Annotated in this window: 25 protein-coding genes and 2 pseudogenes; 11 read left to right on the top strand and 16 right to left on the bottom strand. The window is 63.7% G+C overall.

The features are described from left to right. The coding region (locus tag AC5P8J_RS04690) for an IS3 family transposase (protein WP_288042072.1) at nucleotides 1–111 on the top strand (111 nt) is incomplete at its 5' end. A gap of 21 nt (nucleotides 112–132) precedes the next feature. Here the strand turns inward: AC5P8J_RS04690 and AC5P8J_RS04695 are convergent. After that, nucleotides 133–1497 (bottom strand): hypothetical protein, encoded by a 1365-nt coding sequence (locus tag AC5P8J_RS04695; protein WP_495216641.1) that lies wholly within the window; start codon nucleotides 1495–1497, stop codon nucleotides 133–135. Then, on the bottom strand, nucleotides 1481–2011 hold the full coding sequence (locus AC5P8J_RS04700; RefSeq protein WP_459004414.1) for a hypothetical protein: 531 nt from the start codon (nucleotides 2009–2011) through the stop codon (nucleotides 1481–1483). Before AC5P8J_RS04700 ends, AC5P8J_RS04695 begins: the two co-directional genes overlap by 17 nt. Nucleotides 2012–2536: 525 nt before the next feature. Here AC5P8J_RS04700 and AC5P8J_RS04705 point away from each other — a divergent pair. After that, entirely contained in the window at nucleotides 2537–2896 is a 360-nt protein-coding gene (locus AC5P8J_RS04705; RefSeq protein ID WP_321186246.1) for a DUF3653 domain-containing protein, read from the top strand. Between the two features lie 1188 nt (nucleotides 2897–4084). Here AC5P8J_RS04705 and AC5P8J_RS04710 read toward each other — a convergent pair. Then, complete coding sequence (locus tag AC5P8J_RS04710; RefSeq protein WP_227854274.1) at nucleotides 4085–4726, bottom strand: hypothetical protein; 642 nt, start codon at nucleotides 4724–4726, stop codon at nucleotides 4085–4087. 90 nt (nucleotides 4727–4816) lie between these two features. Further along, a pseudogene (locus AC5P8J_RS04715) lies at nucleotides 4817–5317 on the bottom strand (zonular occludens toxin domain-containing protein); the annotation flags it as partial. A gap of 156 nt (nucleotides 5318–5473) precedes the next feature. Between AC5P8J_RS04715 and AC5P8J_RS04720 the strand changes: the two are divergent. Together AC5P8J_RS04720 and AC5P8J_RS04725 are read left to right on the top strand one after the other, a co-directional pair. Continuing rightward, nucleotides 5474–5821: a hypothetical protein gene (locus AC5P8J_RS04720; protein WP_146268423.1), complete on the top strand. Its 348-nt coding sequence runs from the start codon at nucleotides 5474–5476 to the stop codon at nucleotides 5819–5821. Between the two features lie 291 nt (nucleotides 5822–6112). Then, on the top strand, nucleotides 6113–7348 hold the full coding sequence (locus tag AC5P8J_RS04725; RefSeq protein ID WP_227854269.1) for an energy transducer TonB: 1236 nt from the start codon (nucleotides 6113–6115) through the stop codon (nucleotides 7346–7348). Between the two features lie 114 nt (nucleotides 7349–7462). Here the strand turns inward: AC5P8J_RS04725 and AC5P8J_RS04730 are convergent, their stop codons facing one another. Together AC5P8J_RS04730 and AC5P8J_RS04735 are read right to left on the bottom strand one after the other, a co-directional pair. Then, entirely contained in the window at nucleotides 7463–7804 is a 342-nt protein-coding gene (locus AC5P8J_RS04730) for a hypothetical protein (protein WP_146268422.1), read from the bottom strand. Nucleotides 7805–7877: 73 nt separating this feature from the next. Continuing rightward, the gene (locus tag AC5P8J_RS04735) at nucleotides 7878–8612 is read right to left on the bottom strand and encodes a hypothetical protein (protein WP_111102673.1); all 735 of its coding nucleotides are present in this window, start codon (nucleotides 8610–8612) and stop codon (nucleotides 7878–7880) included. Between the two features lie 89 nt (nucleotides 8613–8701). On the opposite strand from AC5P8J_RS04735, the pseudogene AC5P8J_RS04740 reads away from it, so the two are divergent. The 3 genes and pseudogenes from AC5P8J_RS04740 to AC5P8J_RS04750 all read left to right on the top strand — a co-directional run. After that, nucleotides 8702–9346, top strand: a pseudogene (locus tag AC5P8J_RS04740) (tetratricopeptide repeat protein); the annotation flags it as partial. A gap of 457 nt (nucleotides 9347–9803) precedes the next feature. Next, a complete protein-coding gene (locus AC5P8J_RS04745; RefSeq protein WP_227854242.1) occupies nucleotides 9804–10160 on the top strand; it encodes a hypothetical protein in 357 nt (118 codons plus the stop codon). Then, a complete protein-coding gene (locus AC5P8J_RS04750; protein ID WP_227854243.1) occupies nucleotides 10161–10631 on the top strand; it encodes a hypothetical protein in 471 nt (156 codons plus the stop codon). A 104-nt stretch (nucleotides 10632–10735) separates the two neighbouring features. Here the strand turns inward: AC5P8J_RS04750 and AC5P8J_RS04755 are convergent, their stop codons facing one another. The 8 genes from AC5P8J_RS04755 to AC5P8J_RS04790 all read right to left on the bottom strand — a co-directional run bounded on the left by AC5P8J_RS04755 (nucleotide 10736) and on the right by AC5P8J_RS04790 (nucleotide 18396). Then, entirely contained in the window at nucleotides 10736–11362 is a 627-nt protein-coding gene (locus AC5P8J_RS04755) for a nucleotidyltransferase family protein (protein ID WP_227854244.1), read from the bottom strand. Beyond that, nucleotides 11338–12399: an XdhC family protein gene (locus AC5P8J_RS04760; RefSeq protein ID WP_227854245.1), complete on the bottom strand. Its 1062-nt coding sequence runs from the start codon at nucleotides 12397–12399 to the stop codon at nucleotides 11338–11340. The genes AC5P8J_RS04755 and AC5P8J_RS04760 overlap by 25 nt, the downstream gene beginning before the upstream one ends. Before the next feature lie 8 nt (nucleotides 12400–12407). After that, nucleotides 12408–14612, bottom strand: coding sequence for an aldehyde oxidoreductase molybdenum-binding subunit PaoC (gene paoC / locus AC5P8J_RS04765; RefSeq protein WP_495216643.1), 2205 nt, complete (start codon nucleotides 14610–14612; stop codon nucleotides 12408–12410). Continuing rightward, nucleotides 14612–15562 carry an FAD binding domain-containing protein gene (locus AC5P8J_RS04770; protein ID WP_227854247.1) on the bottom strand — a complete coding sequence of 317 codons (951 nt, stop codon included), beginning with the start codon at nucleotides 15560–15562 and terminating at the stop codon, nucleotides 14612–14614. Before AC5P8J_RS04770 ends, paoC begins: the two co-directional genes overlap by 1 nt. Next, on the bottom strand, nucleotides 15559–16206 hold the full coding sequence (paoA, locus tag AC5P8J_RS04775; protein ID WP_021202433.1) for an aldehyde dehydrogenase iron-sulfur subunit PaoA: 648 nt from the start codon (nucleotides 16204–16206) through the stop codon (nucleotides 15559–15561). The genes AC5P8J_RS04770 and paoA overlap by 4 nt, the downstream gene beginning before the upstream one ends. Before the next feature lie 268 nt (nucleotides 16207–16474). Continuing rightward, a complete protein-coding gene (locus AC5P8J_RS04780; RefSeq protein ID WP_227854248.1) occupies nucleotides 16475–17206 on the bottom strand; it encodes a hypothetical protein in 732 nt (243 codons plus the stop codon). 81 nt (nucleotides 17207–17287) lie between these two features. Then, nucleotides 17288–17764: a nuclear transport factor 2 family protein gene (locus tag AC5P8J_RS04785; protein ID WP_021202431.1), complete on the bottom strand. Its 477-nt coding sequence runs from the start codon at nucleotides 17762–17764 to the stop codon at nucleotides 17288–17290. 62 nt (nucleotides 17765–17826) lie between these two features. After that, nucleotides 17827–18396, bottom strand: a complete 570-nt coding sequence (locus AC5P8J_RS04790) for a TetR/AcrR family transcriptional regulator (protein ID WP_021202430.1) — start codon at nucleotides 18394–18396, stop codon at nucleotides 17827–17829. Between the two features lie 168 nt (nucleotides 18397–18564). Here AC5P8J_RS04790 and AC5P8J_RS04795 point away from each other — a divergent pair, with 168 nt between their 5' ends. Next, a complete protein-coding gene (locus tag AC5P8J_RS04795; RefSeq protein WP_207049101.1) occupies nucleotides 18565–19518 on the top strand; it encodes an alpha/beta fold hydrolase in 954 nt (317 codons plus the stop codon). A 107-nt stretch (nucleotides 19519–19625) separates the two neighbouring features. Here AC5P8J_RS04795 and AC5P8J_RS04800 read toward each other — a convergent pair whose 3' ends face one another. Next, nucleotides 19626–22274: an excinuclease ABC subunit UvrA gene (locus tag AC5P8J_RS04800; protein WP_227854249.1), complete on the bottom strand. Its 2649-nt coding sequence runs from the start codon at nucleotides 22272–22274 to the stop codon at nucleotides 19626–19628. Between the two features lie 177 nt (nucleotides 22275–22451). Here AC5P8J_RS04800 and AC5P8J_RS04805 point away from each other — a divergent pair, with 177 nt between their 5' ends. From AC5P8J_RS04805 to AC5P8J_RS04815, 3 genes are all read left to right on the top strand, one after another. Continuing rightward, a complete protein-coding gene (locus AC5P8J_RS04805) occupies nucleotides 22452–22730 on the top strand; it encodes a hypothetical protein (RefSeq protein ID WP_021202427.1) in 279 nt (92 codons plus the stop codon). Nucleotides 22731–22853: 123 nt separating this feature from the next. Continuing rightward, nucleotides 22854–23108 carry a hypothetical protein gene (locus AC5P8J_RS04810; protein ID WP_111101965.1) on the top strand — a complete coding sequence of 85 codons (255 nt, stop codon included), beginning with the start codon at nucleotides 22854–22856 and terminating at the stop codon, nucleotides 23106–23108. Next, entirely contained in the window at nucleotides 23105–23527 is a 423-nt protein-coding gene (locus AC5P8J_RS04815; RefSeq protein WP_021202425.1) for a low affinity iron permease family protein, read from the top strand. Before AC5P8J_RS04810 ends, AC5P8J_RS04815 begins: the two co-directional genes overlap by 4 nt. A gap of 30 nt (nucleotides 23528–23557) precedes the next feature. On the opposite strand, the gene AC5P8J_RS04820 is transcribed toward AC5P8J_RS04815, so the two are convergent. Continuing rightward, nucleotides 23558–25048: an FAD-dependent oxidoreductase gene (locus AC5P8J_RS04820; protein ID WP_495216721.1), complete on the bottom strand. Its 1491-nt coding sequence runs from the start codon at nucleotides 25046–25048 to the stop codon at nucleotides 23558–23560. Nucleotides 25049–25202 lie beyond the last annotated feature (154 nt).

The raw sequence follows: 25202 nt of genomic DNA on the forward strand, positions 1-25202 counted from the left end.
CTGGTGGAATACATCCAGTACTACAACCAAGAGCGAATCAAATTGAAATTGAAGGGCCTGAGCCCGGTACAGTACCGGGAGCAGGCCCAACAGGCCCAATCGGCCGCCTGACCCCTGTCCAAGTCTCGGGGGTCACTTCAAGCCAGGGGCATAGTATTCGAGCAATTGGTCAGCGGGACTGCTGCCATAGTTGGCCTCCGTAGGCGTCGAGTTCCAACGCGCAACGGCCTTTGCCGTGTCCTTCATCAGCTTCTCAAGGGTCACCTGATTTCTGACGGCCTTACACTCCGGTTGGTTGCGCAGGGTATCCTTGGGGGTATTCCCCGTGGTCGATGGCGACTGATGAAAAACGGCCGATGCCAACCACCCAAACACTCGCTCTACAAGTGCTCGACGCTTGGGCCGCCTAATGGCACCGAAGGAAATGGCGGCGCCAGTCTCTCCCCTAACCCTGTCGCCTACGTTGTCCGACAGGTGCGCGAGTGCGTTGTCGACGAAAAGGCTTCCAAAGCCAAAGCGCAATTCTGAAGGATCGACCTCCTCTGAAAGCGTTCCTGCAAGTGCAATTCGCAGCTGTTCTGAGAGACACTGTCCAGAAGATGCATGATCGATGCACCTGAGGAAGTCGGAGCTAGCAATCGTTCGACGGACTACCACGTCCCAGCCTAGAATGAAGCTCGTGAACCTATCAACGATGACGATGAGCGTCATGCGATGACTGGGAACGTATTTGATTCCCTTTGGAGTGCTCACACCCACTGCAAAGATGATGTCGGCCGTATGCTCATCAGCCTCTACTATCTCAAAAGGGGCCGAGGCTTTAGGAGTATCCGACTGCTCCCATGGCCTCCTTGAACGCTGCCTGCACTCCTCGCCGTACTGCAGGGATGCGACGCGTTCGTGGTTTGCAGTGAAGAATTGCTTCAGGTACGCACAAATGGCTTCCCTGCCGCGCCGGGTGACACAGAACGGCCATTCACTCCTGCGAAGTCCGGCATGACGACAGAGCTCGAGGAAGATCTGATGAGCCTTCTTGGGGGTAACACGCCCTTGCTTAGCTCCCTCTGGGGTGATGCCAGTGGCGAGGTAATTGTCCAGTGCGGACTGCACATCCGGTTGCGAGTCAAACAGCGCTGATAGGGCACCCGTATAGCCACCGAATGACTGGCCTGGCATCGCGTTCACGGGCTTAGAGCGTGTAGGCTTCTGCTTGCGAAATCCCTTAATGAGGCCGACCCACCCCGCAATACGGCCATCATCCATGACAGCGACGCATCGATTCAGGTACCGCAATACCTCAGTACGCTCGATCCCGAGCCGAGAAGCTATCTCGGCAGTTCGGTAGCCACTTAAGTACGCAATCAGTGCCTTCTTTCTTCGCTCAAACAGCGCTAGATCAGCCGGGTCCATCTGACTGGTTTCACAGGCCGGCCACTCGCTATAGTCTGCAAGGTCTGCCGGGAGCGTTCTCCGGTTGAACTTAAGGTTCTGGGCCATGTCCGCACCTGAATAGCCTTGTGTGCACAGACCATGGGTGGGCATCCATGTCCGAGCCTATGGTTCGAGTGCGCAGCGCTAGTACCGTCGCTCCTACCAGCACCGCAGGATGCTGCTGATTAAGCGTTCGAATGACTTCTCTTAGGGTCGCCTTGCCGCGTCGTCGGACCATCGATTCAACTTCTTTTGCCAGAAAAGTGAGATCCGAACCGCGGCAGCGGTGAAAAGCAGAGATGGCTGCTTGCCAGTTGCGGATCCTCATCTTGGCCTGACCCAGATCACGCGTGCTGAAAATGGTGACTGATTTGCCGAGCTTTGCACTCAGTGCTTCGATATCTCGTCGGGCCCGCTCCGATCCGTCGTCGATCATCCGAGCCTGAATAGAGCCATCCGTTAGTGTAGTCAGCGCATCAAGGCTGATCGGTCCGCTGTCTAGAAGGACCTGTGTCAGCGGCTCACGATACTCTGCGTCACGGACGTTTGGGTCGCCTTCACAGTGGAAGAAGAGCTTCATTCTCAGGTCACCACTAAGCGTCACCGGACACTCAGCTGTCGGAGACTGCAGTGTCCAAAGGTTTGCCGAGTTGCTTGTCCGAGCCTGCCGCACACCTAGACGGCGTTGCCTAGCCTTGGTCGTAACACTCATTCCCGTGCTCCAAATGGACATCCCTGCGAGGGCGGGGCAACGGTCTAGGCATCCACAGGATCTATTCGGGCTTGATCGCTTCGTGGGCGACCTGGGCCTGGGCAGTTGCCGGTTGCGGCGTCAGATGTCGCTGGCGTGCTGCATCACGCTACTCCCGAGCGGCTTGGGGCGCAACCGGTGACCGAACCCTGTCAGACTCCCCGCCGAACTAGTAACAGAAATACCTGTAGTCAATGGATAAGTAACACATATACCTCAAGATGCTCGCCTATTCATTTTTTTGGAGTTGGAGCTTCACCTTTGTAGACTGTTGAAATGCAAAGACTGCGAGGTAACAGGATTAGCTGCTCCATCACTCCCTGTTGGCTCCCCCGACAAGGATGAGCTTGCAGCATGATCGAGATCGATCCGCATGACCGAACTGACCTAACCGGCCAGTGGGCCGGATTCGGCTTCCAAGGCGGCCATATGTTCACACCTGAAGGTCACCAGCTGGATCCATGCGATATCACCTGGTGGTCGTTGACCTGCAACATTGCCCGGGAATGGCGGCTGATGATGGCCGAGGCCGCTCCCCGGGCTTCGGCAAACCGGAAAGCTTCGGGCTCGGCGAAATCTAGCGTCATCTACCTTGCCGAAGCTATCAGAATTCGGCGGGAGCGACGGTTTGGCGTGCGTGATCCCGGCTCCGACGCCGAGGCTTCCAATGTGGTCTACATGAGCCGTGGGCCGAGGCCTCGCCAGCGCGTGTGAGGCGCTTCCGTAGGGGCGTCGCCCCTACACCCCTTTGGAGCTACTCCAAGTGGAATCCATCCGGTGCTGGCAACAGATCCACGCTTCGGTCAAAAGGCTTAAATACGGACTTATCACAAATTGCTGCCGTAGTGGTTCGAAAGACGATGCCTGGGCTTGATGTGTGCTCGTACTCGACAATGATGACAATGCGGAGTACGTGAGTTCCGGCGAAGATCTTTCCGAAATCCGAGGCCGATAGGCACTTGTTCTTCCCGTTCACCAAGCACTGACTTTGCCCGGGCGCTAACACGCCTAAGCTGCCCTCACCGATGCGCCGTTGAATGCAGACCCGCTCAATACCGAAATGCTGTTTGGCATTCTCGGCTGCAACCAGCTCCCAGTACGAATCGACTCGTAGCCGAACTGCTGGAGCATTGCCGTTAAGAGTGATCCACTGCGCAAAGGAAACCGGACGCCCGATGCACAGAGGGGCGGTTAGACTGCAAGGTCCCTTTGTAACTACCCATGGCCGAACCTGTGCAAGCGCCATTCGTTGCTGTAGCTGGTTCGCGTCTCTCGATAGCTTCAGTGCGCTCCGTGCGATCCATAGTGACCCGAGAGTTCCGATCAATGCTATTCCATCAATCCAGTCAGCCATTGTGATTGCACTCTTAAAAATGGGCCTTTAGGGCTGATTTACGCTTCGCGATCACGAAGGTGGGCCTACTTGCAAGATCCATAGACTAAGTCATCCATTTGGCGGCTCAGCGCGAAAGTCCGCCTATGGCCTGCCGCCTCAAACGCCGCCGCCCGTTGGGCTTTTGCCCAGGCGCAGCGATCGGGATCCTTGTATTGGGAAAACTGGATCGCGGTACCGCGAGAAGCCGGTGTCGCGTGAGCTCGCTGTGTCCTGGCTGCTGATTCTTGGCGGATCTGATCGAGGCGACGCTCATTGGCGACCACCTCGGGAGATCTCGGGGCTACCTGCGCGGACCATGTCTTGGTCGCAACGCCGTCATCGCAGGGGCCGGATCGATACTCGGTGCCGGTCTTGGTGACGCATTTATTGACCTGCTGAGCGTGCGCACTGCACGCAAGCAGAAGAAGGCCTGCTGAAATCCATGTCTTCATTGCTTTCCCCTGTGCAGGCCGAAGCTTACCGTGCGCAGGGCGTTAGGCCAAGTTGGGCGTGACGCGTCACATTAATTAGAAGCTTGGTGGGTAGGGTTTCGATTCTGGGAACGTGCCCATGGGGCGCTCACCTACGCGCACGATGGTGCCCCCGCTACTTGCCGCCATGACCGCGCCCGCGCCGCCGCCGCTTCCACTCGCTACGCTCGCAGATACAGCGGCAGCACGGTCACTGTCCAGGCGGTACAACGTTGGCTCTTCCTCGCGCCGGGGTGCTTCCCTCGGCCACGCCGTTGCAACCGTCTCAAACGAACCCGCCGTGAGGCGAACTCCGTAGACGGCAACCCGGAGTCGGTAGCCCATCGCGATCAGTGCATCAAAGGTCAACTGATCGACCGTGTTCCCTGAGCCGTCGACCCATTCGACCATGCCCACCGAACGGTCTCCGAACTGGGCGGTAAAGGCCAACCGAATCCGGTTCGCCTGCGTCATGGCGGCCACATAGCGCTGCTCGACGGTCATCCCGGCCAGTGGATCGGCGGCAGGCACCGCAACGGCCGCGGCCGGCACGGCGCCGGTGCTGATCGGCTTGTGGGCGCCCTGCCCCTGCGTTGCCCTAGTGCCTGTCGGGGCCTCTACAGCAGCTTCCGGCTCGTCGCTGTGCATCATCCTGATGAAGTAGCCGCCGAATGCCCATATGCCGAAGATCAGCCCCACGGCGGCAATGGCGATCTTGGGCGCAAGCTGCTTCCAGATGTTCGTCCCGCCTTCCTCATATACCTCTGCATTCTCGGTGCCGACCGCATAGCCGTGGTACAGCGGATAGATGGCCGGATCGTACTTGAGCGTCTTGCTGCCAACGACCTCGAATTTGCCCGGGCTGGCGGTGTGGAAATACGTGACCCGGTAGCGCGATTTCAGACCTACGGCCGTGAGTTTCTGGAAGACGTTCTTGCGCTCGATACGTGCCCTGACCGCCTAATGCACGCGGTTGATCCACTGCGTCATGATCAACGCGTCACCGCCGTTCTATCCGATCAGGGCGAAGAAGTTCTCCACTTCTTCCGGCAGCTGATTGCGCTGTGCGACGTAGAACTCATGCACCTCATCGATCACCACCAGCGCATCTTTGAACTCATCGGGGATGCACCACTGACCGGTCTCCGGATGCTTGGAGCAGACGAAGGTGGTTGCAACGTCCTTGGCCTCCACCAGCGTCCGGCCAGCGGGGCTCGAGCACTCCATGAAGTACGATCCGGCCTGGAACATTGCCTCCGAATCACCGTCCAGCGTGGCTTTCCCACACATCTGCCATAGAGTGCTGGACTTCACGGGGGCTACGATGCAGTCAACTTCGACTTAGTGCGCTCGCCAGTACAGCTCCTTCAGAAGCCGCAAAGCGGCGTCGAGTGACAGCTTGGACATGCCACCGAAGTCGTGTGAAGTGTAGCCGTAGTGTTCGGGATGAGCCGCTATGTTGCCGTTGGAATGCAGTACACCCAGAGCACTCAATACAGGCCGGTTCGCTATGCCGCGAGTGCCGAGGTTTCGAATCTTCTATGCAAGGGGCTCATTACTCTGAGCATTGCGCTCATCTACGAGCGTACAGAATCTATGGGCGAAGCCGCGAAGATGGGAAAAGCTGAGTGCCTGGGCCTCTCCACTCAGGTTCTTGCCGCTCTCGTGCAGCCTTCCCAGTTCAGGGTCGAGCGCCATGGCAAGCTCAATGTCATCGATCATCTTGCGTGGCAGAATTCAATAGGTTGGCGAGATTCTAACGGTTGCCGCGAGCGCCGCAACGACGTCATGTAGGCGGTATGGAGCAGGTACACGAGAGTGGCCAGTTCCCGCGCCTATTAGATTTCGCCAGCAGTGACCCGATGCCCTCTGGTCTTTATCGAACGTGATGACAGCGGCCTCGATGCCTATAATAGCGAGCGATGGCCAGCGTGCCATTCAGGACATCACATAGCCACGAAGGCACAGGGGGATAACTTGGCGCTGATCAATTGCTCGGAATGCGGGAGGCAGGTCAGTGACCGCGCTTCCTCATGTCCACACTGCGGAAACCCGATATCGGCCGCGCGGGAGCCCGCCTCTGGCATGCCCGTCAATGGCGGCACGCCTGGGCCCCAACAGGCCGCGACAGCTTCTGTTGGCGATACTGCGCCGCTGCAGTTCAGGCAAAGCAAGGCCGAGCGGAATGCCCGGCGGAGCCCTTGGCCAGCGCTGCTGCTGGTTTGCGCTGTCCTCGCTGGCGTTGCGTGGTTTGCCTGCCGGCACCTTCCTACGGGCCAAGGTGCCGAGAACGAGGACTATGCGCTGGACTCAAGGGGCTACATCGCATCGATTGGGCCTGCATTCTTTGACAAGCCGAAATCCTTGCTTCTGGTGGACGACACCACAGGGAAAGCGCTGACGGGTAACAGCTACGAATTCCGTATCGGCGGCGGCGAGATGACGCTTTGCACGACTGCTGGCCAATGCAGTGCAAGCGGTCCGGTCAGCGAGGAGCGATTGACCAACGGCACGCAATGCAAGGGAATCGCCACCACTGCACCAGCGCATGACCTGGCAAAGCGGTTCTACGTGGTCTGCGTCTCCCCGGTTCCAGTGAAGCAATTCATCCTTCCAGAGGGAGATCGGCGGGGTGAGATTCCCGCCAACACGCCCTACATGTCGATCGTCTCGCAGTCCAGCAACGGCTCCGTGTTGACCGTCAACGCCCGCATGGTGGTGAAGGGAGATACAACGGCGCAGGGAATGGCTGCTCCGGCTCAGACCGCAGTCGCGCCTGTAGAGGACAAGTGCGCGATCATCGATCGAGGCGAGGCCCAGACCCGTCGGGAGTGTCAGGGTGGAAATTTCAATGCCTGCCGTGACATCCAGGGTTGGATCGCTAATCGCATCATGGAGGGATGCGCGACAACCAGGGCAGCTCCGCAAGCGGCGGATCCCCGGCCCTCCCAGCCGGTAGCTGAAGGCCTGCCTGCAGAACAGGACAAGCCCGCGCAGGATCATGATGTGACTCCCCCGGCTGACAATGCGGCACCCGAGCAATCACCCGGTTCCACCGACATCACCATTCGTTCCTCCCCTGCCCCGCGCTACCCTCCGACAGCTTTCCGCGCTGGCATCGAGGGCGTTGTCCGGGTGAGGGTCGATGTCGATGCGCAGGGTTATCCCACCGATGTGTCGGTGGAGACATCCTCCGGTAACAGCGACCTGGATCGCGCCGCCAAGGAGGCCGCGCGGCGATGGACCTTCAACCCGGCAACCATCGATGGAATGCCTGCAAGAGGGCGTATCGTGGTTCCGGTGACGTTCGCCCTGAACTGATCGCTCTCAACGCTGCGCTGGGAAGTCCGGCCTGGCTTTCATGAGTAGAACAACTGCCCGGCTGATCAGCGCCAGGCAGCTGCCTTCAACCCTTGGCGGGCTTCCTGCGCCGGGCTACTTCTGGAGGACGTCGCGCACCTGGTCCAGCTTCTTTGCGCTCCTGATGTAGTCCTCATGAAGGCTTTTGATACGCGCACTCAGTGAAGCAGCAAGTTCTTTGCGCTGCGCCCCCGTAGTGGCCTGTGCCATGAGAGCCAGCTCCTTGTTGATCGCCTTGAAGCGACCAATCGCTGACTGGGAACCCGTATCGAGAACCACGGCGCGGAGCGCGGAGTACTTGACCTCCGGGAAGTGTTCCCGACGGATGTCGACCAGCTTCATCCCTTCCCGCGCAAGTCGATTTACCTTCTTCTGATCCACACTGCTCAGCGTCACTGCCTTCTTTTCTTCAGCCATCTTGCACTCCTTGAAAAACGTTAATTCCATCCGCGGTGCGGGTCATGCGGCAAGGCCGCTACTGCTGGGGTGGCTACTGCTCCAGCCACCAGTCCTGCTCATCGCGTAGCACGGGAACCCACACGCGACTTTCATAGGAAGGGTTGTAGACGGCGGCCATTGAATCGCTCAGGGCGGATCGCTTCCTGGACACATCAACAGAGGGGGCAGCCCACCTGCGGCGCTTCCTGATGCGGAATCGATCCTGAGGATCGACCGTGACGTGAACACCAATGGCATCGCCCTTGCCAGCAAGCGCATACTCATAGTTCGAAAGCTCCCATGAACCTTTGAGGTCGGCAAGAAGCTCCAGTTCACTGAGCAGTTGTCCGTGATCGGTCGCGAGAACGATTGCCGTGAACGCCCTCTTGTTTGGATCCTCGATCGTCTGACTGCGGACCGCGTCCAAGCGCGTACGAACAAGCATGGCAGTTGGCCCGTGCCTCGCCTTGGACACGCTGGTTAACACACCTCCGCAAGCGACGAGTTCGAATTGGAGCCAGTCGAAGGCGTCCCTGATGGCGACGTCCAGGCTGAACTCCCCATCGTGATCTGGAACCGCGTCCATGAATGGCAGCGGGTTGGGATAGCGAGGCTCGCCCTCAGCGCGCACCTGCCGAACAGCGTCCCGATAGTTCATCCCCGCCAGTGCGTAGGCCACCAGATCTCTGATGTTCCGGCCGGCCTTGGGCGAGCTCCAGTTCTCTGGGAAGATGCGAGCAATGTCCGACGCGGCGCGATCGGCAACGAGCTCCAATACTGTCTTCATGCAACACAGTCCTTTGCGTTCAAAGAGGCGACGCAGGCGCAACCGCCCAAGTCCATGGCTACTTATCGGCCCGAACACAGGAACATTGAGTACTTTCTAGCGTCGTCTACTTCCTGGCGATCTACTTCCCGGAAGTCCGCCATTCGCGCGGCGCCCGGCAGGTTGTCCGTTCCGCCAAGCAGCTCATGGACCCGGGCCAGGACCTGCGCAACGCCCGCACCGAACTGGCCCGCACGCCCACCGTGCAGAACCGGGTTCGCCTGGGCATGACGCTGCTGTATGCCGGCCAGGCCGAGGAAGCCAAGACCCTGCTTGAACAGGCAGCCAGCTCGCCGCTGGGCGACGATCCCTACATCCTGACCGGCCTTGCCCGTGCCCGCCTCGAGTCCGGGCACGCTACGCTTGCGGTGGAGACGCTGGACGGCCTGTTCGCCCGCCACCCGGACGTGCGTCGCAAGCCGGAACAGACGCTGCTTTACGCGCAGGCACTGGCGGCTACCCAAGCGCCCGGCACCCGTGCCGCGTTCGAGCGGGCCGTGGAATGCGGAAACGATGCGGCCGCACGCTGCCTCTACGCCGAATGGCTGATGGCGCAGCCGCAACCCGACGATCGCGAGCAAGCCCGCAGCCTGTTCGCCAGCATCATCGACGATGCCCAGCATTGGTCGCGCCACGCGCGGAGCCACAATGCCACATGGCTGGAGCGGACTAAGGCCGCGTTGAAGGGCTACTGACGCCCGACGGCCCTTGGCAAACATGTCGCATCCGCCTCGCTCACAGCCTCGCCGGGCGGATGCCGACAGTCGGCAGACTTGCACCACCGACATCGCCGATAGCATTGCAGCGCAAGGCTCCAGCCTCATTGCGCGATATGCAACGATTCTGAAAATGTTGAAAGTAGTGACGTCATCAGCCCTACTGCATTGGCATCGCGCACAACCGGGCGTATTCCTTGCCGTGCCACCTTGAACAGGTGGCCGGGATTCGAAACCCCGGTTCTACGCTGAAGTAAACGCTTGCCAGCCGGCATCACCCATCAGGTGGTGCCGGCTGGCAATCCGTCGGCCGGCTATGGCGGGCGGTGCGTGGAGGCCTTGCGCCTGCCGGTTTAGCGTAGACCGGGTTTCGAACCTCGCACCGTCCGCCACCTTTATCGGTGGCGGCTTCTGCATGCACGCAAGGAGCCCAGCCATGACCCAGCCCCCCTCCCCTGCCCCGCACCCCATCCACGACCTGCCTGCGAATGGCCCTGCGCTGGACCCGAACACCCTCATCGCCCTGCTGCACAGCATCGGCTCCGGCGCCGCCTCCGATGGCCAGCCCTGGCCTGAGCGCCATCAGATGCCGGGCCGGCGCATTGCCTTGGCGGATACCGATTGCTCGCTGGCCGGCCTTCGCGTGGTCCTGGAGATTCTGCTGGCCGCGGAGCGCGCCCGCGAGAACGGCGAGCTGGAGCAATACGTCGGCCCGCGCGTGATGGAGGGGCTGATCATGGCCGGAATCGGCCTTACCGCACACGCCAGTACCCGACTGCATCCGGAGGGCTGAGTGGGGTGGTGCCGCTGGGCAGCCAACGCGCTCTGTCTTGTGGTGGTGGTTGCGGCACAGGCGCTGTGGCCGGCGCCGCCGGTGCCCTCGCCTGTCGCGTTCCAAATCATCAACGATGATCGATTCTCACAACTGCGCCGCCAAGCCGTGCAGTTCGTGGAGGCTCGGCCACGACAGGGCTTCCAGTTCGTTGAACGGCAACGGGATGTCGCTTTCCAGATTCGCTGCAACGGCGTTCCGGTGCTCTTGCTGGAGAGGCGCCCGCAACATCTGCTGTTGTGGACCTCGCTGGACGCGAGGCAGCGGGCGCCCGCCGTTGTGCGGTTGCGGGCGCTCCTCCAATGGCAGGTGGAGCCGTTGGATTACCTGGAGCAGGTACTGGCTGGCGTGCCGGAACCTGTTCTGTTGGATCGGCTGCTGCAGATTCTTGCTGGTGAAGCGCCTGATGGGGCGCGATGTGGCGTGCCGTAGTCGAGCATGGCTTCACTCTACAGGGCTGCGGGCAGCGAGGGTCCGGGCTCCAGCCCTACCGCTCGTCACCTGCGCGACAGGCATTGGCCCAGTGATCATGCGGGTCACCTCCCTGCATCGATCCAGCCCGCATCGCGCGCACGCACAAGATCTTCTGGCGTATCGATATCCAGGCCCAGTTCCGGCGCTTGAAGGGCATGCACGGTATCGCTGGGAAGCTGCCTCAAGCGCGCTCCGAAGCCGCGGTCACCGCTTGCACCCACTTGATTGAACCATGCGCGCGGCACTACTGCAGGAATGCCAAGCGCGTCTCCATGACAGGTGCCAGCGCACCCTGACGCCGAGGCGCGGGCACCCGAAAGCAGCGCCTGCAGATGGGAGCGCTCGATTGCGGGCTGGTCGCATGCCACGACCATCACCGCGGTCACCGTGGGCAGCAGGTGTGCGTCGGCAACCTGCAGACTGCTCGCCAGGCCGCGTTCCCAGTGCTGGTTGGTTACTGCAGTGGCCTCCAGCCCGGCAATGCTGGATGTCACGGCCTGTGCGTTCGCGCCCACCACGACCAGTACCTGCGCTGGCGCGAGCTCGCGCGCCAACCGCACCACGCGATGTACCAGGGTTTCGCCCTGCCGGGTCAGAAGCTGCTTGGGCTGGCCAAGCCGGGTGCTCCCGCCGGCAGCCAGCACGACGACCGCATGCGCGTCAGTCACCTGCCGTGCGCGCTTCGCCATTGCTGCAGCTGCGCGGCGATGCTGAGCGAAATCGCCTCTGGCCCTCGGCCGCCGATGTCCAGGCCGACCGGTGATCGAAGTCTCGGGGAAAGGCGGTGGCGCTGATCCGGTGTCAGCAACTTGAACAGGTCCTCGCGCCTTCGCCGCGGACCCAGCAGTCCAACGAACATAACTTTGGTATCAGCCAGAGCCACCAGCGCCTCCCGGTCCAGTTCGAAATCGTGATGCATCACCAGTACCGCGTCGCACGGGTCGCCATGAAGGGCCTCGGCCGGGCTGGTCTGAAGATGCGCATCTGCGCACTGCCCGGCTGAGGCCCAGCGCGCTCGCCGTTCGGCCACGCTGACCCGCCACCCCAGGCCCCGCAGCAACGGAACCAGGAAGGGCGTTTCGGGACCGCCCCCCAACACCAGGGCCCGCGGAAGCCGGAGCAACGGCAAATGCCATGCGCCCTCGCCAAAGGACTGCGCCCCGTCCATCGGACGCAGCTGCCATGCCTGCTCGCGATGGCCGGCGCGGAAAACGATCTGCCCCGACGTACGAAGGTCGCGCTGGAGTGACACGCCCTCGCGGAGCCAAGCCTCGATGACGTCGTCGATGCCGGCCATGGCACGCAATGGCAGGAGCGCAATCCGCAGCCGGCCGCGGCACCCGAGCGCGGACCCGCTCAGCAGGTCGTCGTCACTGCGGGTGTCGATCTCGATCCAGTCGACCCGCCCTGCCGCGCTCACCTGCTCCGCGCGTCGCGCGAGCTCGGGCTCCAGGCATCCGCCGCTGAGCCAGCCGACCTGGCTGCCGTTGCAGAACAGCACCATGTCGCCGGCACCGGCGTAAGTGGAGCCATCGGTTTCCAGCACCAGCGCGAGCACGGCGTGCTCCCCCGTGCGCACGCGCGTCAAGGCCGTCTCGAGTACGCCGCGCGGGCTGCCTTCGGCGAGGAAGCCCGGCGCTGCCGACAGCTGCCCTGCAAGACCGCAGGGCTCCCCTCCGCCTGCGGCGGAGGCCTCCAGGCTGGTCGAGGCTGCGGGTCGGTCCATGCGCACCGTCAGCCTACGTCGGGCAAGCCGGGCAGCAGCTTGTCCAGGGTAATGGGATAGTTGCGGACGCGCACGCCGGTTGCGTTGTAGACCGCATTGGCGATCGCGGCGCCGACCCCGCAGATGCCCAGTTCACCCACGCCCTTGGCCTTCATTGGCGAGATCACCGGATCCAGCGTGTCGAGGAAGACCACTTCCTGGTACGGAATGTCGGCATGCACGGGAACCTCGTAGCCGGCCAGGTCGTGGTTGATGAACAAGCCCAGCCGTTTGTCGACCACCAGCTCCTCCATAAGGGTCGCGCCCGCACCCATCACCATCCCGCCGATGACCTGGCTGCGTGCGGAGAGAGGATTGAGGATCCGGCCGCCATCGCATACGGCAAGCATGCGGCGGATGCGCGTCTCTCCCGTGTAGGCATGCACGGCAACCTCGCAGAAATGCCCTGCGTAGGTGCCGACGTCGTAGCCTTGCTTGAAGTCGCCGAAGGCAATGCCGTCCTCCGCCGACAGTGTCCCCGCCTCCGCCAGCTTGATGGTCCGCCCACCCGCCTGGATGCGGCCATTGGCGAAGTCTGCGGTGTCGCCGTCGAAGCCCAGTTTCTCACCCACCTTGCGGCGCAGGCTGACGCACGCCGCGTACACGCCTGCGGTGGAGCTTGCCGCGCCCCACTGGCCGCCGGAACCGGCGGAGGCGGGATGACGGGAGTCTCCGAGGGTCACCTGGACCTGGTCCAGTGGCACGCCCATGGTCTCGGCTGCCGTCTGCGCGATGATCGTGTAGGAGCCGGTGCCGATGTCGGTCATGTCGGTCTCGACAATCACCCCGCCCTGGCCGTCAAGCCGCACCCGCGCCGCCGACTTCATCGTCGGTGCGCCGCGATAGCCCGCAGACACGCCCATGCCGACCAGCCAGTCCCCTTCCCTGACCTGCGCCGGCCTGGGGTTGCGCTTGTTCCAGTTGAAGCGCTCCGCGCCTTCGCGCAGGCAGCGCACCAGGTTGCGGTCGGAGAACTTCTTGGACGGATCGCCGGGCACGACCTCGGGCTCGTTGAGGATGCGGAACGCGATCGGGTCGAGGCCCAGCTTCTCGGCCATTTCGTCCATCGCCACTTCCAGCGCCATGTGGCCCGGTGCTTCGCCCGGTGCGCGCATCGCATTGCCTTCGGGCATGTCGAGCGTGGCGATGTAGTTGGCGACCAGGCGGTTGGCGCCTGCATAGAGCTTGGGCGTCTGCAGGGTGCCGTTTTCGCCATCCTCGCCGTTGATGTTGCCCGACCAGTTCTCATGGGCGATGGCGGAGATCCGGCCATCCTTTCCGCAGCCGATCCGCACGCGCTGGAGGGTGGCGTGCCGGTGCGTGGTGTTGTTGGGCATCAACGGGCGTTGCAGCGCAATCTTCACCGGTCGCCCGACCTGCTTGGCCGCCAACGCGGCCAGCACCGCGTCGGCACGGATGAACAGCTTGCCGCCGAAGCCGCCGCCGATATAGGGCGAGTCCACACGCACCTTGGCAGGATCGATGCCGAGGATCGCCGCCATGCCCTGCCTGGCCCAGTCGATCATCTGGTTCGCCGTCCACAACGTGAGCGTGTCACCCTCCCAGGCGGCGATGGTGGCGTGCGGCTCCATCATCGAATGACTTTCGTCGGAGGTGTGGTAAGTCTCGTCGAGCTTGACCGCGGCGCTCGCGTAGGCAGTGTCGAAATCGCCCAGCGCCTGCCGGTCGGGCTTGCCGTCACGCCCCTTTGCCAGCGGCGCGGACGGTGCCAGGGCCTGGAAATCGAAGCGGCCCTTGCTGCGCTCGTAGCGGGTGCGGATCAGCGCCGCGGCGGCGCGGGCCTGCTCGAAGGTCTCTGCCACCACGCAGGCGATGGCCTGATGGTAGTGGGCCACCTCTGCTCCGCCGAACAACGGTGCATTGTTCCAGTTCGATGTGCCGACGGGCTTGGTTTCCGGTGCGGTGATGACCGCCAGTACGCCGGGCGCGGCACGTGCGCGGGAGGCATCCATCGAAATGATGCGCCCCTTGCCGATGCCCGCGCCGACGATGTAGCCGTAGGCCTGGTTCGGCGCCACGTCATGGCGCTCGTAGGCATAGGGAGCGGTGCCGGTGGTCTTGCGTGGACCGTCGATGCGCGGCGTCGACTTGCCGACGACCTTGGCCTTGTCGAACAGGTTGTCGCCGGCGGGGGCGTTGAATTCAAGGGGCATCAGCGCTCTCCTTCCGCCAGCACGGCTGCGAGGGTGCGCTCGGCGAGCGCGATCTTGAACGCGTTCTCCGGCGTCGGACGGGCACCGGCGAACACCTGCCGGGTCGCGGCCTTCACGCCGTCGCGCAGCAGGGGTTCGGCTGCCTCGACGCGCCACGGCTTCGGCGCGACCCCACCGAAGGCGAACCGCGCCGAGCCGTCACGCTGTACGACCGCGGCGACCGACACCAGTGCGAACGCATAGGACGCGCGGTCCCGCACCTTGTGGTACACGTGCCGACCGCCCAGGGGTTCTGGCAGCGTGACGTGGGTGATCAGCTCACCGCGCTGCAGCACGTTGTCCTGCTGCGGCCTGTCGCCGGGCGAACGATGGAAATCGGCAATCGGGATGCTGCGCGTACTGCCGTCCCCCCTGACGGTCTGGATCGAGGCGTCCAGCACCCGCAGGGCCACCGCCATGTCGCCCGGATAGGTCGCGATGCAGCTGTCCGAGGTGCCGATCACGCCCATCTGCCGGGAGAACCCCTCGAGTGCGCCGCAGCCGGATCCGGGCAGGCGCTTGTTGCAAGGCAGATTGGGGTCGTAGAAATACGGGCAGCGCGTGCGCTGCAGCAGGTTGCCGCCGGTGGTGGCTTTGTTGCGCAGCTGCCCGGAGGCGCCTGCCACGATCGCGCGGGTCAGCACCGCGTAGTCGCGGCGCACGCGCTCATGCGACGCCAGTGCGGTATTGGTGACCAGCGTGCCGATGCGCAGGCCGCCCTCGTCGGTGGGTTCGATCCTGTCCAGGCCGATGTCCTGCACGTCGACCAGGTGCGTTGGCGTCTCGACCTCCAGCTTCATCAGGTCGAGCAGATTGGTCCCTCCAGCCAGGAATTTCGCGCCCTCGGTACCGGCGACGGCCCTGGCGGCCTCGGCCGGGGATTTGGCGCGTTCGTAACTGAAGGCCCTCATGAGCGCCTCCCTGCAGAGGTCACGCCAGCGACCTCTGCCATCGCCTCGGCAATGTTGGAATAGGCCCCGCAGCGGCAGAGGTTGCCGCTCATGCGTTCGCGCATTTCCATGTTGGTGGCACGGGGCCGTGCGCTGACATCCGCCTGCACATGGCTGGGGACACCCCGCTTGATCTCGTCCAGTACCGCCACCGCCGAGCAGATCTGCCCCGGCGTGCAATACCCGCACTGGTAGCCATCATGCTTGATGAAGGCGGCCTGCATCGGATGCAGGTCATCGGGGGTTCCGAGGCCTTCAATGGTGGTGATGGCATCGCCCTGGTGCTGCACCGCCAGGCTGAGGCAGGCATTGATGCGCTCACCGTTGACCAGTACGGTACAGGCACCGCATTGACCGTGGTCGCAGCCCTTCTTGGTCCCGGTCAGCTTCAGATGTTCGCGCAGGGCATCGAGCAGCGTGGTCCGGGTGTCCAGTTCAAGTTCCCGCCGCTTGCCGTTGACGGTCAAGGCCACCTTGCTGATGACCGGCGGCCTGGGCGGCGGGGGCGCCGCCAGTTCGGCGGCGAGCGATGACGCCCCCGGTGCGGCGGATATCGCCACGGTCGTGACGCCGCCGGCGATCACCTGGCGACGCGTCAACTTCATTCCTTCATCACAACTTGGCACAGTGACCTCCTGGCGTTCGGGGAAACCCCGTGGCTGGATGGACGCGCTCACACTACCGAAGGGCTACTATGCCCCTCTGCGGGGTACAGGCCTGTGAAGTCGGCGAAATGTACGAACACGATGCAGCACGCCCGAAGAAATCGGCTGCATCCAGCCGCAGCGCGGCACTCTTGAGCCATGCGTATGCCTGACTGGATGACTCACAGTCCTGTTTGTCCCTCAGCATGAGGAACATGATGGCCCGACGCTACAAAGGCGTTGGCTGGGAGGGCTCGGGTTCGTGGATGGAGCCCTCCAACAAGGCAACGTAGGTATCAAGCCTGGTGCGAAGGCCGATCAGCATCCAGCCCAGCAGGTACAGCAGCACCATGGCGAAGATCAGTAGTGCACCCAGTGGACCAACATCGAAAGCGCCCGCCCAGTCGCCCCATTTCCAGCCGCGGAACTGCAGATAGAGGGCAATCAGCAATGGAAATGGTCCCAGCCGCTGCAGGCCGCCATACATCATGCCCATGCGCTCAACCATGTTTGTGCGCAAGGTGCTGACGAACTTGAGTCGCCGCTCGCGCTGGACGCGCGGGAATCCGCGAAGCTCGGTCACCACCGCTTGCCAGTGAGCGAAGTCTTCATCCATCTCCCGGGCGTGCGAGAGCCGCGGCTGGCTGAACTGGCGAATGCCCCTGCGGGCGGCCAGGACACCACCGACAATGAACCCTCCGATTTCGATTGCCAGGCAGGCAACAACCACCTGGAGCACTGCGCCAAGAGGCAGCCATCGATCCGGAAGCTGCCCCATGAGAATGCCGATGATCGCCGCACCCACGCCGATGCGAAACGCCCACGTCTCCACCCTGCCCGCCTTGGGGTAGATGCTGTGCTCAACCAGTCCCTGCACCCGCTGGTAGAGCCAGTGGAATGTCAGTTCCTGCGAATCGGTCTTTGCCGGCGGATCGAATCCGCCCCCTGCCTGCATGTCCATTGCGCCCCCTTCCCCCGGCCGGCGCAGACGCCGGCCTCCCCATCGTACCTGAGCGTGCTTCGGATGGCGCCTCAGCGGGAATCACATACCCAGCTCCGACAACCCCGGGTGATCATCCGGGCGACGCCCCAGCGGCCAATGGAACTTGCGGTCGCTCTCCTTGATCGGCATGTCGTTGATACACGAGAAGCGGCGCTGCATCAGGCCATCCTCTCCGAATTCCCAGTTTTCGTTGCCATAGGAACGGAACCAGTTGCCGGAGTCGTCGTGCCATTCGTACGCGTAGCGGACCGCAATGCGGTTTTCGGTAAAGGCCCAGAGCTCCTTGATCAGGCGGTACTCGAGCTCCTTGTTCCATTTGCGTGCCAGGAACTGCCGGGCTTCCTCCCGACCGTTGGTGAATTCGGCACGGTTACGCCACTGGGTGTCGAGCGAATAGGCAAGCGAGACCTTGTCGGCATCGCGGGAGTTCCAGCCATCCTCGGCAAGACGCACTTTCTGCGTGGCCGATTCAAGGGTGAACGGAGGAAGCGGCGGACGGGGTTGTTCAGCGGACACGGGGAAACCTCCAATCGAAATGGATATACGGGTTGCTTCAACGGATCTGGGGTACCCAGGCGCTAACGCTTGGCCTGTTCCAATAACAGCTTCGCGACATCCTTCGCGGTGTCTGCGGCGTCGAAATCACCCATCACGCGTGACAGGGTGATGGCGCCTTCCATCAGGATCAGCAGCTGACGGGCCAGATCCGCCGGCTGCTCCACATCCAGTTGTTCGGTAAGTTCCAGCGTGTAATCGAGCAGCTTCTGCTTGTGATCACGCGCGATCTGCCGGATCGGATCAGCCGGGTCGCCTACCTCCCCCGCGGTATTGATGAACGCACACCCGCGATAGCCCTCGGACTGGAACCAGCTCTTGAGCACGGTGAACATTCCGAGGATGCGCGCTTCCGGGGTGTCCGCTTTATCGCATTCGTTCCGGAACCAGGCCAACCAGCGCACGTCGCGCGCCTTCAACGCGGCGGCGGCCACGTCGTCCTTGTTCTCGAAGTGGCGGTAGATGCTCTTCCGCGCCACGCCCGAGGTCTTCACCAGCAGGTCCATGCCGGTGGCGTGGATCCCGTTCTGGTAGATCAGCGCCTCGGCCGTGGCCAGGATCTTCTGTTGGGTGTCGGTGGTGAGCTTGCTCATGGCTGCAAAGTAGAACGCTCGTTCTACCCTGTCAACAGGCGATCGCGATCGATTCGTACGCGCACATCCGTGCAAGACGATCTATCAAGAAATCAGGACAGTTCATCACCCGGGCGCCTGATCGCGGGCGCAAAGTACGTCTCACCACCCACCCATGAGAGTTCCCGCATGAACACCTTCGCCCGTACCCTGGCCGTTGCCGCCCTCGCCCTCTCGGTCCAAGCCGGCCTGTCCGCGCAGGCCGCCGAACCGGCCACGCCGGCGGCAGTCACCAGCATCGCGCGCACCGCCAGCTACATCACCACCGCCGATGGCGTGCAGCTGTACTACAAGGACTGGGGCCCGAAGAACGGTCCGGTCGTGACCTTCAGCCACGGCTGGCCGTTGAACTCGGACAGCTGGGAATCGCAGATGATCTTCCTGGCCAACCACGGCTACCGCGTCATTGCCCATGACCGTCGCGGCCACGGCCGTTCCAGCCAGCCGTGGGATGGCAACGACATGGATCACTACGCCGATGACCTGGCCACGGTGATCAATACGCTGGACCTGCACGATGTGACCCTGGTGGGCTTCTCCACCGGTGGCGGCGAAGTGGCGCGCTACATCGGCCGGCATGGCACCGGGCGGGTGAAGAAGGCCGTGCTGATCAGCTCTGTACCGCCGTTCATGCTGAAGACCGCCGACAATCCGAACGGCCTGCCGATCGAAGTGTTCGATGGCATCCGCAAGGCACAGATGGATAACCGCGCGCAGCTGTACAAGGACATTCCGTCGGGCCCGTTCTATGGCTTCAACCGCCCGGGCGCGAAGGTGTCGCAGGGGCTGATCGATGCGTGGTGGGCACAGGGCATGCAGGGCGGCCACAAGAACACCTACGACTCGATCGCTGCGTTCTCGGCCACCGATTTCCGCGCAGACCTGAAGAAATTCGATGTGCCCACCCTGGTCATCCACGGTGACGACGACCAGATCGTGCCGATCGATATCTCAGGCCGCCAATCGGCGAAGCTGATCAAGGGCGCAAAGCTGATTGTCTACCCGGGTGCGCCGCACGGCCTGACCGACACCCACAAGGACAAGGTCAACCAGGACCTACTGACGTTCCTGCAGGAAAAGTGAGCCGCCAGGGGTTCCGGCGATGCGCCGGAGCCCGCTTTCTGTTGAAAGGCGCGGCCTGCATGCTGGACTTCCGGCGCTGGAGATCGATAGCCGAGCATGGCTCGGCTCTACAGTGGAGCCAGCTCGCGCGCAAGGAACGGTGCCGTCCTGCTGCCCTTGGCGTGGGCCACCTGATGCGGCGTCCCAGCCGCCACGATGGTGCCGCCCGCGCCGCCTGCGCCCGGGCCGACGTCGATCACCCAGTCGGCCTGTGCGACAGAACGCATGTCGTGCTCGATCATCACTACCGTGTTGCCTGCGTCCACCAGCCGCTGAAGCTGCACCAGCAGCCTGTCCGCGTCTGCTGCATGCAGCCCGGTGGTGGGTTCGTCCAGCACGTACAGCGTGCGCCCGCGCTGGCTGCGCTGCAGCTCTGTGGCCAACTTGATGCGTTGCGCCTCGCCGCCTGAAAGTTCGGTGGCTGGCTGGCCCAGCCGCAGGTAGCCCAGGCCGATCTCCTGCAGCAGCTGCAGCGGGCGGGCGATGGCCTCTTCTCCGGCGAAGAACGCATGGGCCTGGTCCACCGTCATCTGCAGGACCTCGGCAATGTTGCGGTCGTTCCACTGCACCCTCAGCGTGGCTTCGTTGTAGCGGGCGCCGTGGCAGGTGGGGCACGGCGCATAGACGCTCGGCATGAACAGCAGTTCGACGCTGACGAAACCCTCGCCTTCGCAGGTCTCGCATCGCCCCTTGGCTACGTTGAACGAAAAGCGGCCCGCATCGAATCGGCGACGGCGCGCGTCGGGTGTCGCGGCGAACAGCTTGCGCACGTGGTCGAAGAGGCCCGTGTAGGTAGCCAGGTTGGAGCGTGGCGTGCGGCCGATGGGCTTCTGGTCTACCTGCACCACGCGCTGGATGGCATCCACATCGCCGGCAAGCTGGCCCCGAGTGGCTTCGATCACGGTGGGTCCATCCGTGGGCGAGCTGTCGGCGCTGTCGTCTACCGTCTCGTGCCCCAGGTGCAGCAGCATCAGCTCAGGCAGCGCCTGCGCCATCAGGCTGGACTTGCCCGATCCGGAAATGCCGGTCACTGCGGTCAGCAGCCCCAGCGGTACCTGCGCGTCCACACCGTGCAGGTTGTGGCGATGGATGCCTTTCAGCGCCAGCCAGCAGTTGGCACTGCGCTGCCGGCTGGCTGGCGCAGGCACCTGGTCGAACAGGTACTGCGCCGTGCGCGAATCCTGAACGTTGCGCAGGCCATCCGGCTGGCCACTGTAGAGAACGCGTCCGCCGTGCTCTCCTGCCTGCGGGCCCACATCCACCAGCCACTGCGCGCGGCGCATCAGCTCCAGATCATGTTCAACAACGAACACCGAGTTACCGCCGTCGCGCAGCCGTTCCAGCGCGTCGTACAGCGCCTGGCTGTCGGCCGGATGCAGGCCGGCCGAGGGTTCGTCGAGTACGTACAGCACGCCGAACAGCAACGAGCTGAGCTGGGTGGCCAACCGCAGGCGCTGCAGCTCGCCGGCCGACAGCGTGGGCGTGGCGCGATCCAGCGAGAGATAGCCCAGGCCGAGCGCGCGCAGTTGCCCCACCCGCGCCATGACCCCACCCGCCAGGCGTTGTGCCGCCAGGCGCTTTTCCTCAGACAAGGCTGAGGTCAGGCGCACGTCGGGGGCGCCTTCGTGGGTCGCGCGGCCACTTGCTGCCCGCTTGGCGCGATCGCGGGGCGTTGCACGCCTGCTGGTACGCGCGCCGTGGCTGTGTGCACTGAAGTCGCCCTGCGCGATGGGCTCGAGCAACGCCGCCAGCTGGTCCATCGGCAGCCGCAGGAACTCGCCGATGTCCACGCCGGCGAAGGTGACCGACAGTGCTTCCGGCTTCAGGCGCTTTCCGTTGCAGGCGGGGCACAGCCGGCCCTCCATGTAGCGGGAAACACGCTTGCGCATCAGCGCGCTCTGGGTGTTGGCAAAGGTGTGCAGCACGTAGCGGCGTGCGCCGGTGTACGTGCCCATGTAGCTGGGCTCCAGCTTGCGCTTGAGCGCGGCGCGGGTCTCGGCGGGCGTGAAGCCGGCATAGACCGGCACGGTCGGGGTTTCCTCAGTGAACAGGATCCAGTCGCGGTCCTTCTTCGGCAGCTTCTTCCACGGCACATCGATGTCGTAGCCCAGCGTGACCAGAATGTCGCGCAGGTTCTGGCCATGCCATGCCGGTGGCCAGGAGGCGATGGCGCGCTCGCGGATGCTCAGCGATGGGTCCGGCACCATCAGCGCTTCGGTCACCTCGTAGACGTGCCCCAGGCCGTGGCAGGTGCTGCAGGCACCCTGTGGGGTGTTGGGCGAGAAGTCTTCGGCGTACAGCATGGGCTGGTGGGCCGGGTAGGCCCCTGCCCGCGAATACATCATGCGCACCAGGCTGGACAACGTCGTCACGCTGCCCACCGATGAGCGCGCATTGCTGGCACCGCGTTGCTGCTGCAGGGCGACCGCCGGTGGCAGCCCGTCAATGGCATCCACGTCGGGCGCGCCGGCCTGATCGATCAGGCGTCGCGCGTAGGGCGCGACGGATTCGAAGTAGCGCCGCTGCGCCTCGGCGAAGACCGTGCCGAAGGCCAGCGAGGACTTGCCGGACCCCGACACGCCGGAGAACACCACCAGTGCATTGCGTGGAATGGAGACATCGACATTCTTCAGGTTGTGCTCGCGCGCACCGCGGACCTCGATGCAGCCGCTGGCTGCGGCAGCACATGACGATTCGCCAAAGGGGGTGTTGGACATCTCAGCATTCCTGCATTCGGTGGGCGGATCGCGCATGGTGCGCCCGAGCGGCCATTGTCGCCGCTGTGGAGTGAATGGCGCGAGGGCGCCGGAGGCGGGATGTTGTCTTCACCTCCCCTTCGTACGGCGTTGCCCAGCCAGGGGCTAGCGTGGGGCGCCCACACATCGGAGGCCCTCATGCATCCCGACGTACTTGGCTGGGCCGCCACGGCGGTGCTGATGGCAACCCTGATCCGGCAGATGGTGAAGCAGTGGCAGTCGTCCCACCCGGAAGCCGTATCCAGGTGGCTGTTCGCGGGCCAGATGACCGCTTCTGCGCTGTTCACGGTGTACAGCGCGATGCTGGGGAGCGTGGTCTTCGTGGTGACCAATGCGATGCTGCTGTTGACGGCGGTGGTGGGCCAGGTGATGGCGTGGCGCCGCCGCGGCCGACGCCGGGCTCCTCCACCCTGCTGATTGTTAACGCGTGTTGCCTGAAGGTTTGACATCACGTTGCCCCACTCTTGATGGGGCCGCTCACAGCGCACTCCTATGCTGGGCCCGCCACCTGAGGGGTGGTGATCAGCCTGGAGATGCACCATGCAACGCGACCAGAAAGACCTTCCCCATCCGGACCAGGAGGCACAGCGCCCCGATCCTGTCAGTCCGCTGCAGGCGAGGCTGCACAACCGCCGCAATCATGACGAGGCGCTGCAGGAAACCTTCCCCGCCAGTGACCCGATCTCCCCCTTCGTCGCTGCGCCAACGCCGGAAGAGCAGGACAAGCGCCTCGAGGAGCGGGTCAAACTGCCAGACCGACACATGGATGAGGAGGCCGCGGGAGGTGACCAGTGATCCGGCGCGGTTTCGCCCGTGTCGCGGCCGCGACGGCGCGATTGTCCGGCAGCCTGGGGGCATTCGTCGCAGCGCTGGGGGTGATCATCGCCTGGGCTGCCAGCGGGCCGGCCTTCCACTTCAATGACACGTGGCAGCTGGTGGTGAATACGGGAACGACCATCGTGACCTTCCTGATGGTGTTCCTGATCCAGCATACGCAGAACGCCGATACCGCTGCGCTGCACATCAAGCTGGACGAACTGATCCGCGTGAGCAAGGACGCCAACCAGGAGTTGTTGAACCTGGAGTCGATGGAGCCGGCCCATCTTGAAGAGATACGCCAGCGTTACGAGGCACTGGCCAGGACCGCTGCAGACATCAAGTCCAAGAAGGAGCGCTGCATGCCCAGCGATGCGGACGCGGCCGCCGAAGCCTGAGGTCGCGGCTCCGACGGCTACCTGCGCCCATCACGGTTCTGGTGTGAGGCCCTGCCTGGCAGGGCCTTCCAGCAGCGCTCCGGTGGCCGAAAAGCGGCTGCCGTGGCAAGGGCAGTCCCATGTGCGCTCATGGCCGTTCCATTGAACAACGCACTTCAGGTGCGGGCAGAGCGCCGACATGGTGTGCAGGCGCCCGCCCTCGTCGCGGTAGACCGCAGTGCGCTTTCCATCCACGTCCAGCAGTGCGCCGCAACCACGGGCCAGCTCACTGGGCGAGCGCGAGGGCGCCGTGGCAAGCCGATCTCCCACCATGTGCCGCGCCACCGTGGCGTTGGTGCGGGCCCAACCAGAGGCCGAGCGCACCGGGGTGAAACGCATGGGGCTGAGCAGCTGCTCGATCTCGCTGGCCGTGCCGATGATTCCCTCGGTAATCGCACGCGCGGCCACGCCCGCCCAGGTCAAGCCGTCCGGCCCATAGCCGGTAGCCACCCACACATCATCGTGCGCGCTGCTGCCGATGTAGGGCAGCTGGTCGGCTGCACGGAACTGCTGCGCGGACCAGCACAGCGGCTCTCCCTGCACGGTGAAATTGCGATGCGCGTCGGCGACCAGATGCTGGGCTGGATCCATCGGCGGCGTTTCGCCGGTGCGGTGGGTCTCGCCGACCAGCACCAGCCAGTCACGGCCATCAGTACCGCGCACCCCGCGCAGCGATCGGTGCCGATCGGCAATCCAATGAATGCCTGCCGCGGGCGGCGTGGCAACCGGTACCGCCACGCCGTATTCGCGGTAGACCTCCATCTCGGCCTGCACCAGGTTGAAACCTGCTGGCGAATGGGTGGCCAGTACGAAGTGCCTGGCGTGGATGCGGGCGCCGTCGGCCGTCGCAACGCCGGCGGATGCCTCGATGCTGTTGATCCGGGTCCAGTCGTGGATGCGCACCCGGCCCGCCAGATGTCGCGCCAGCTCAATGCAGAACGCCGCCGGATCCAATTGCGCCTGATCTGCAACGCGGAAGGCGTGGCCCAAGGCGAACGGCAACCCGGACTGGTGGTGTTCGCACTGAAGGCCGACGCGCTGATAGGCCTGCAGCTCACGCTCGAATCGCGCAGTGACCTCGCGGGTGCGTTCCTGCATGCCGTACTGCATGGCCACGCGTTCGAAGCCACAGCGCAGATCGTAGCGGTGAACCAGGGTTTCGATGGACCGCAGCGCCTGCTGCCGCCACTGCACGACACGGCTGGCCGTGTCGCCGCCCCAACGGGAGATCAGATCGGCCAGCCGGGAGACGGGCGCGTAAAGATTGCCGGTGGACATCACCGTATTGCGCCCGCCGATGGGCCCCGCATCAACCACCAGCACATCCAGGCCGCTATCGGCCAGGCGGGCCGCTGTCAGCAGGCCGGTCATGCCGGCGCCCACCACCAGCACGTCCGCCTGCGTGGTTCCGGCAAGTGGACGGAAGCTGTTCGAATCGCTATCACGGGACCATAGGCTGGCGCGCAGTAACGGGTCGGTCATGAAATGCACCCTTGCAGAGTCAGCTGGAAGCCTTCCCTGATACGCCGCCGGGGGTGAAACAGCCGTGGTGCGACCGTGCAGAAAATCCTCACACACGTAGCCGTAGCGATGCCGAGCAGGGGGTGGCTGAACATCGCGTAGACGGCACGCCTGC

The sequence above is a fragment of the Stenotrophomonas sp. YJH_SMC_37 genome, from assembly GCF_059370035.1.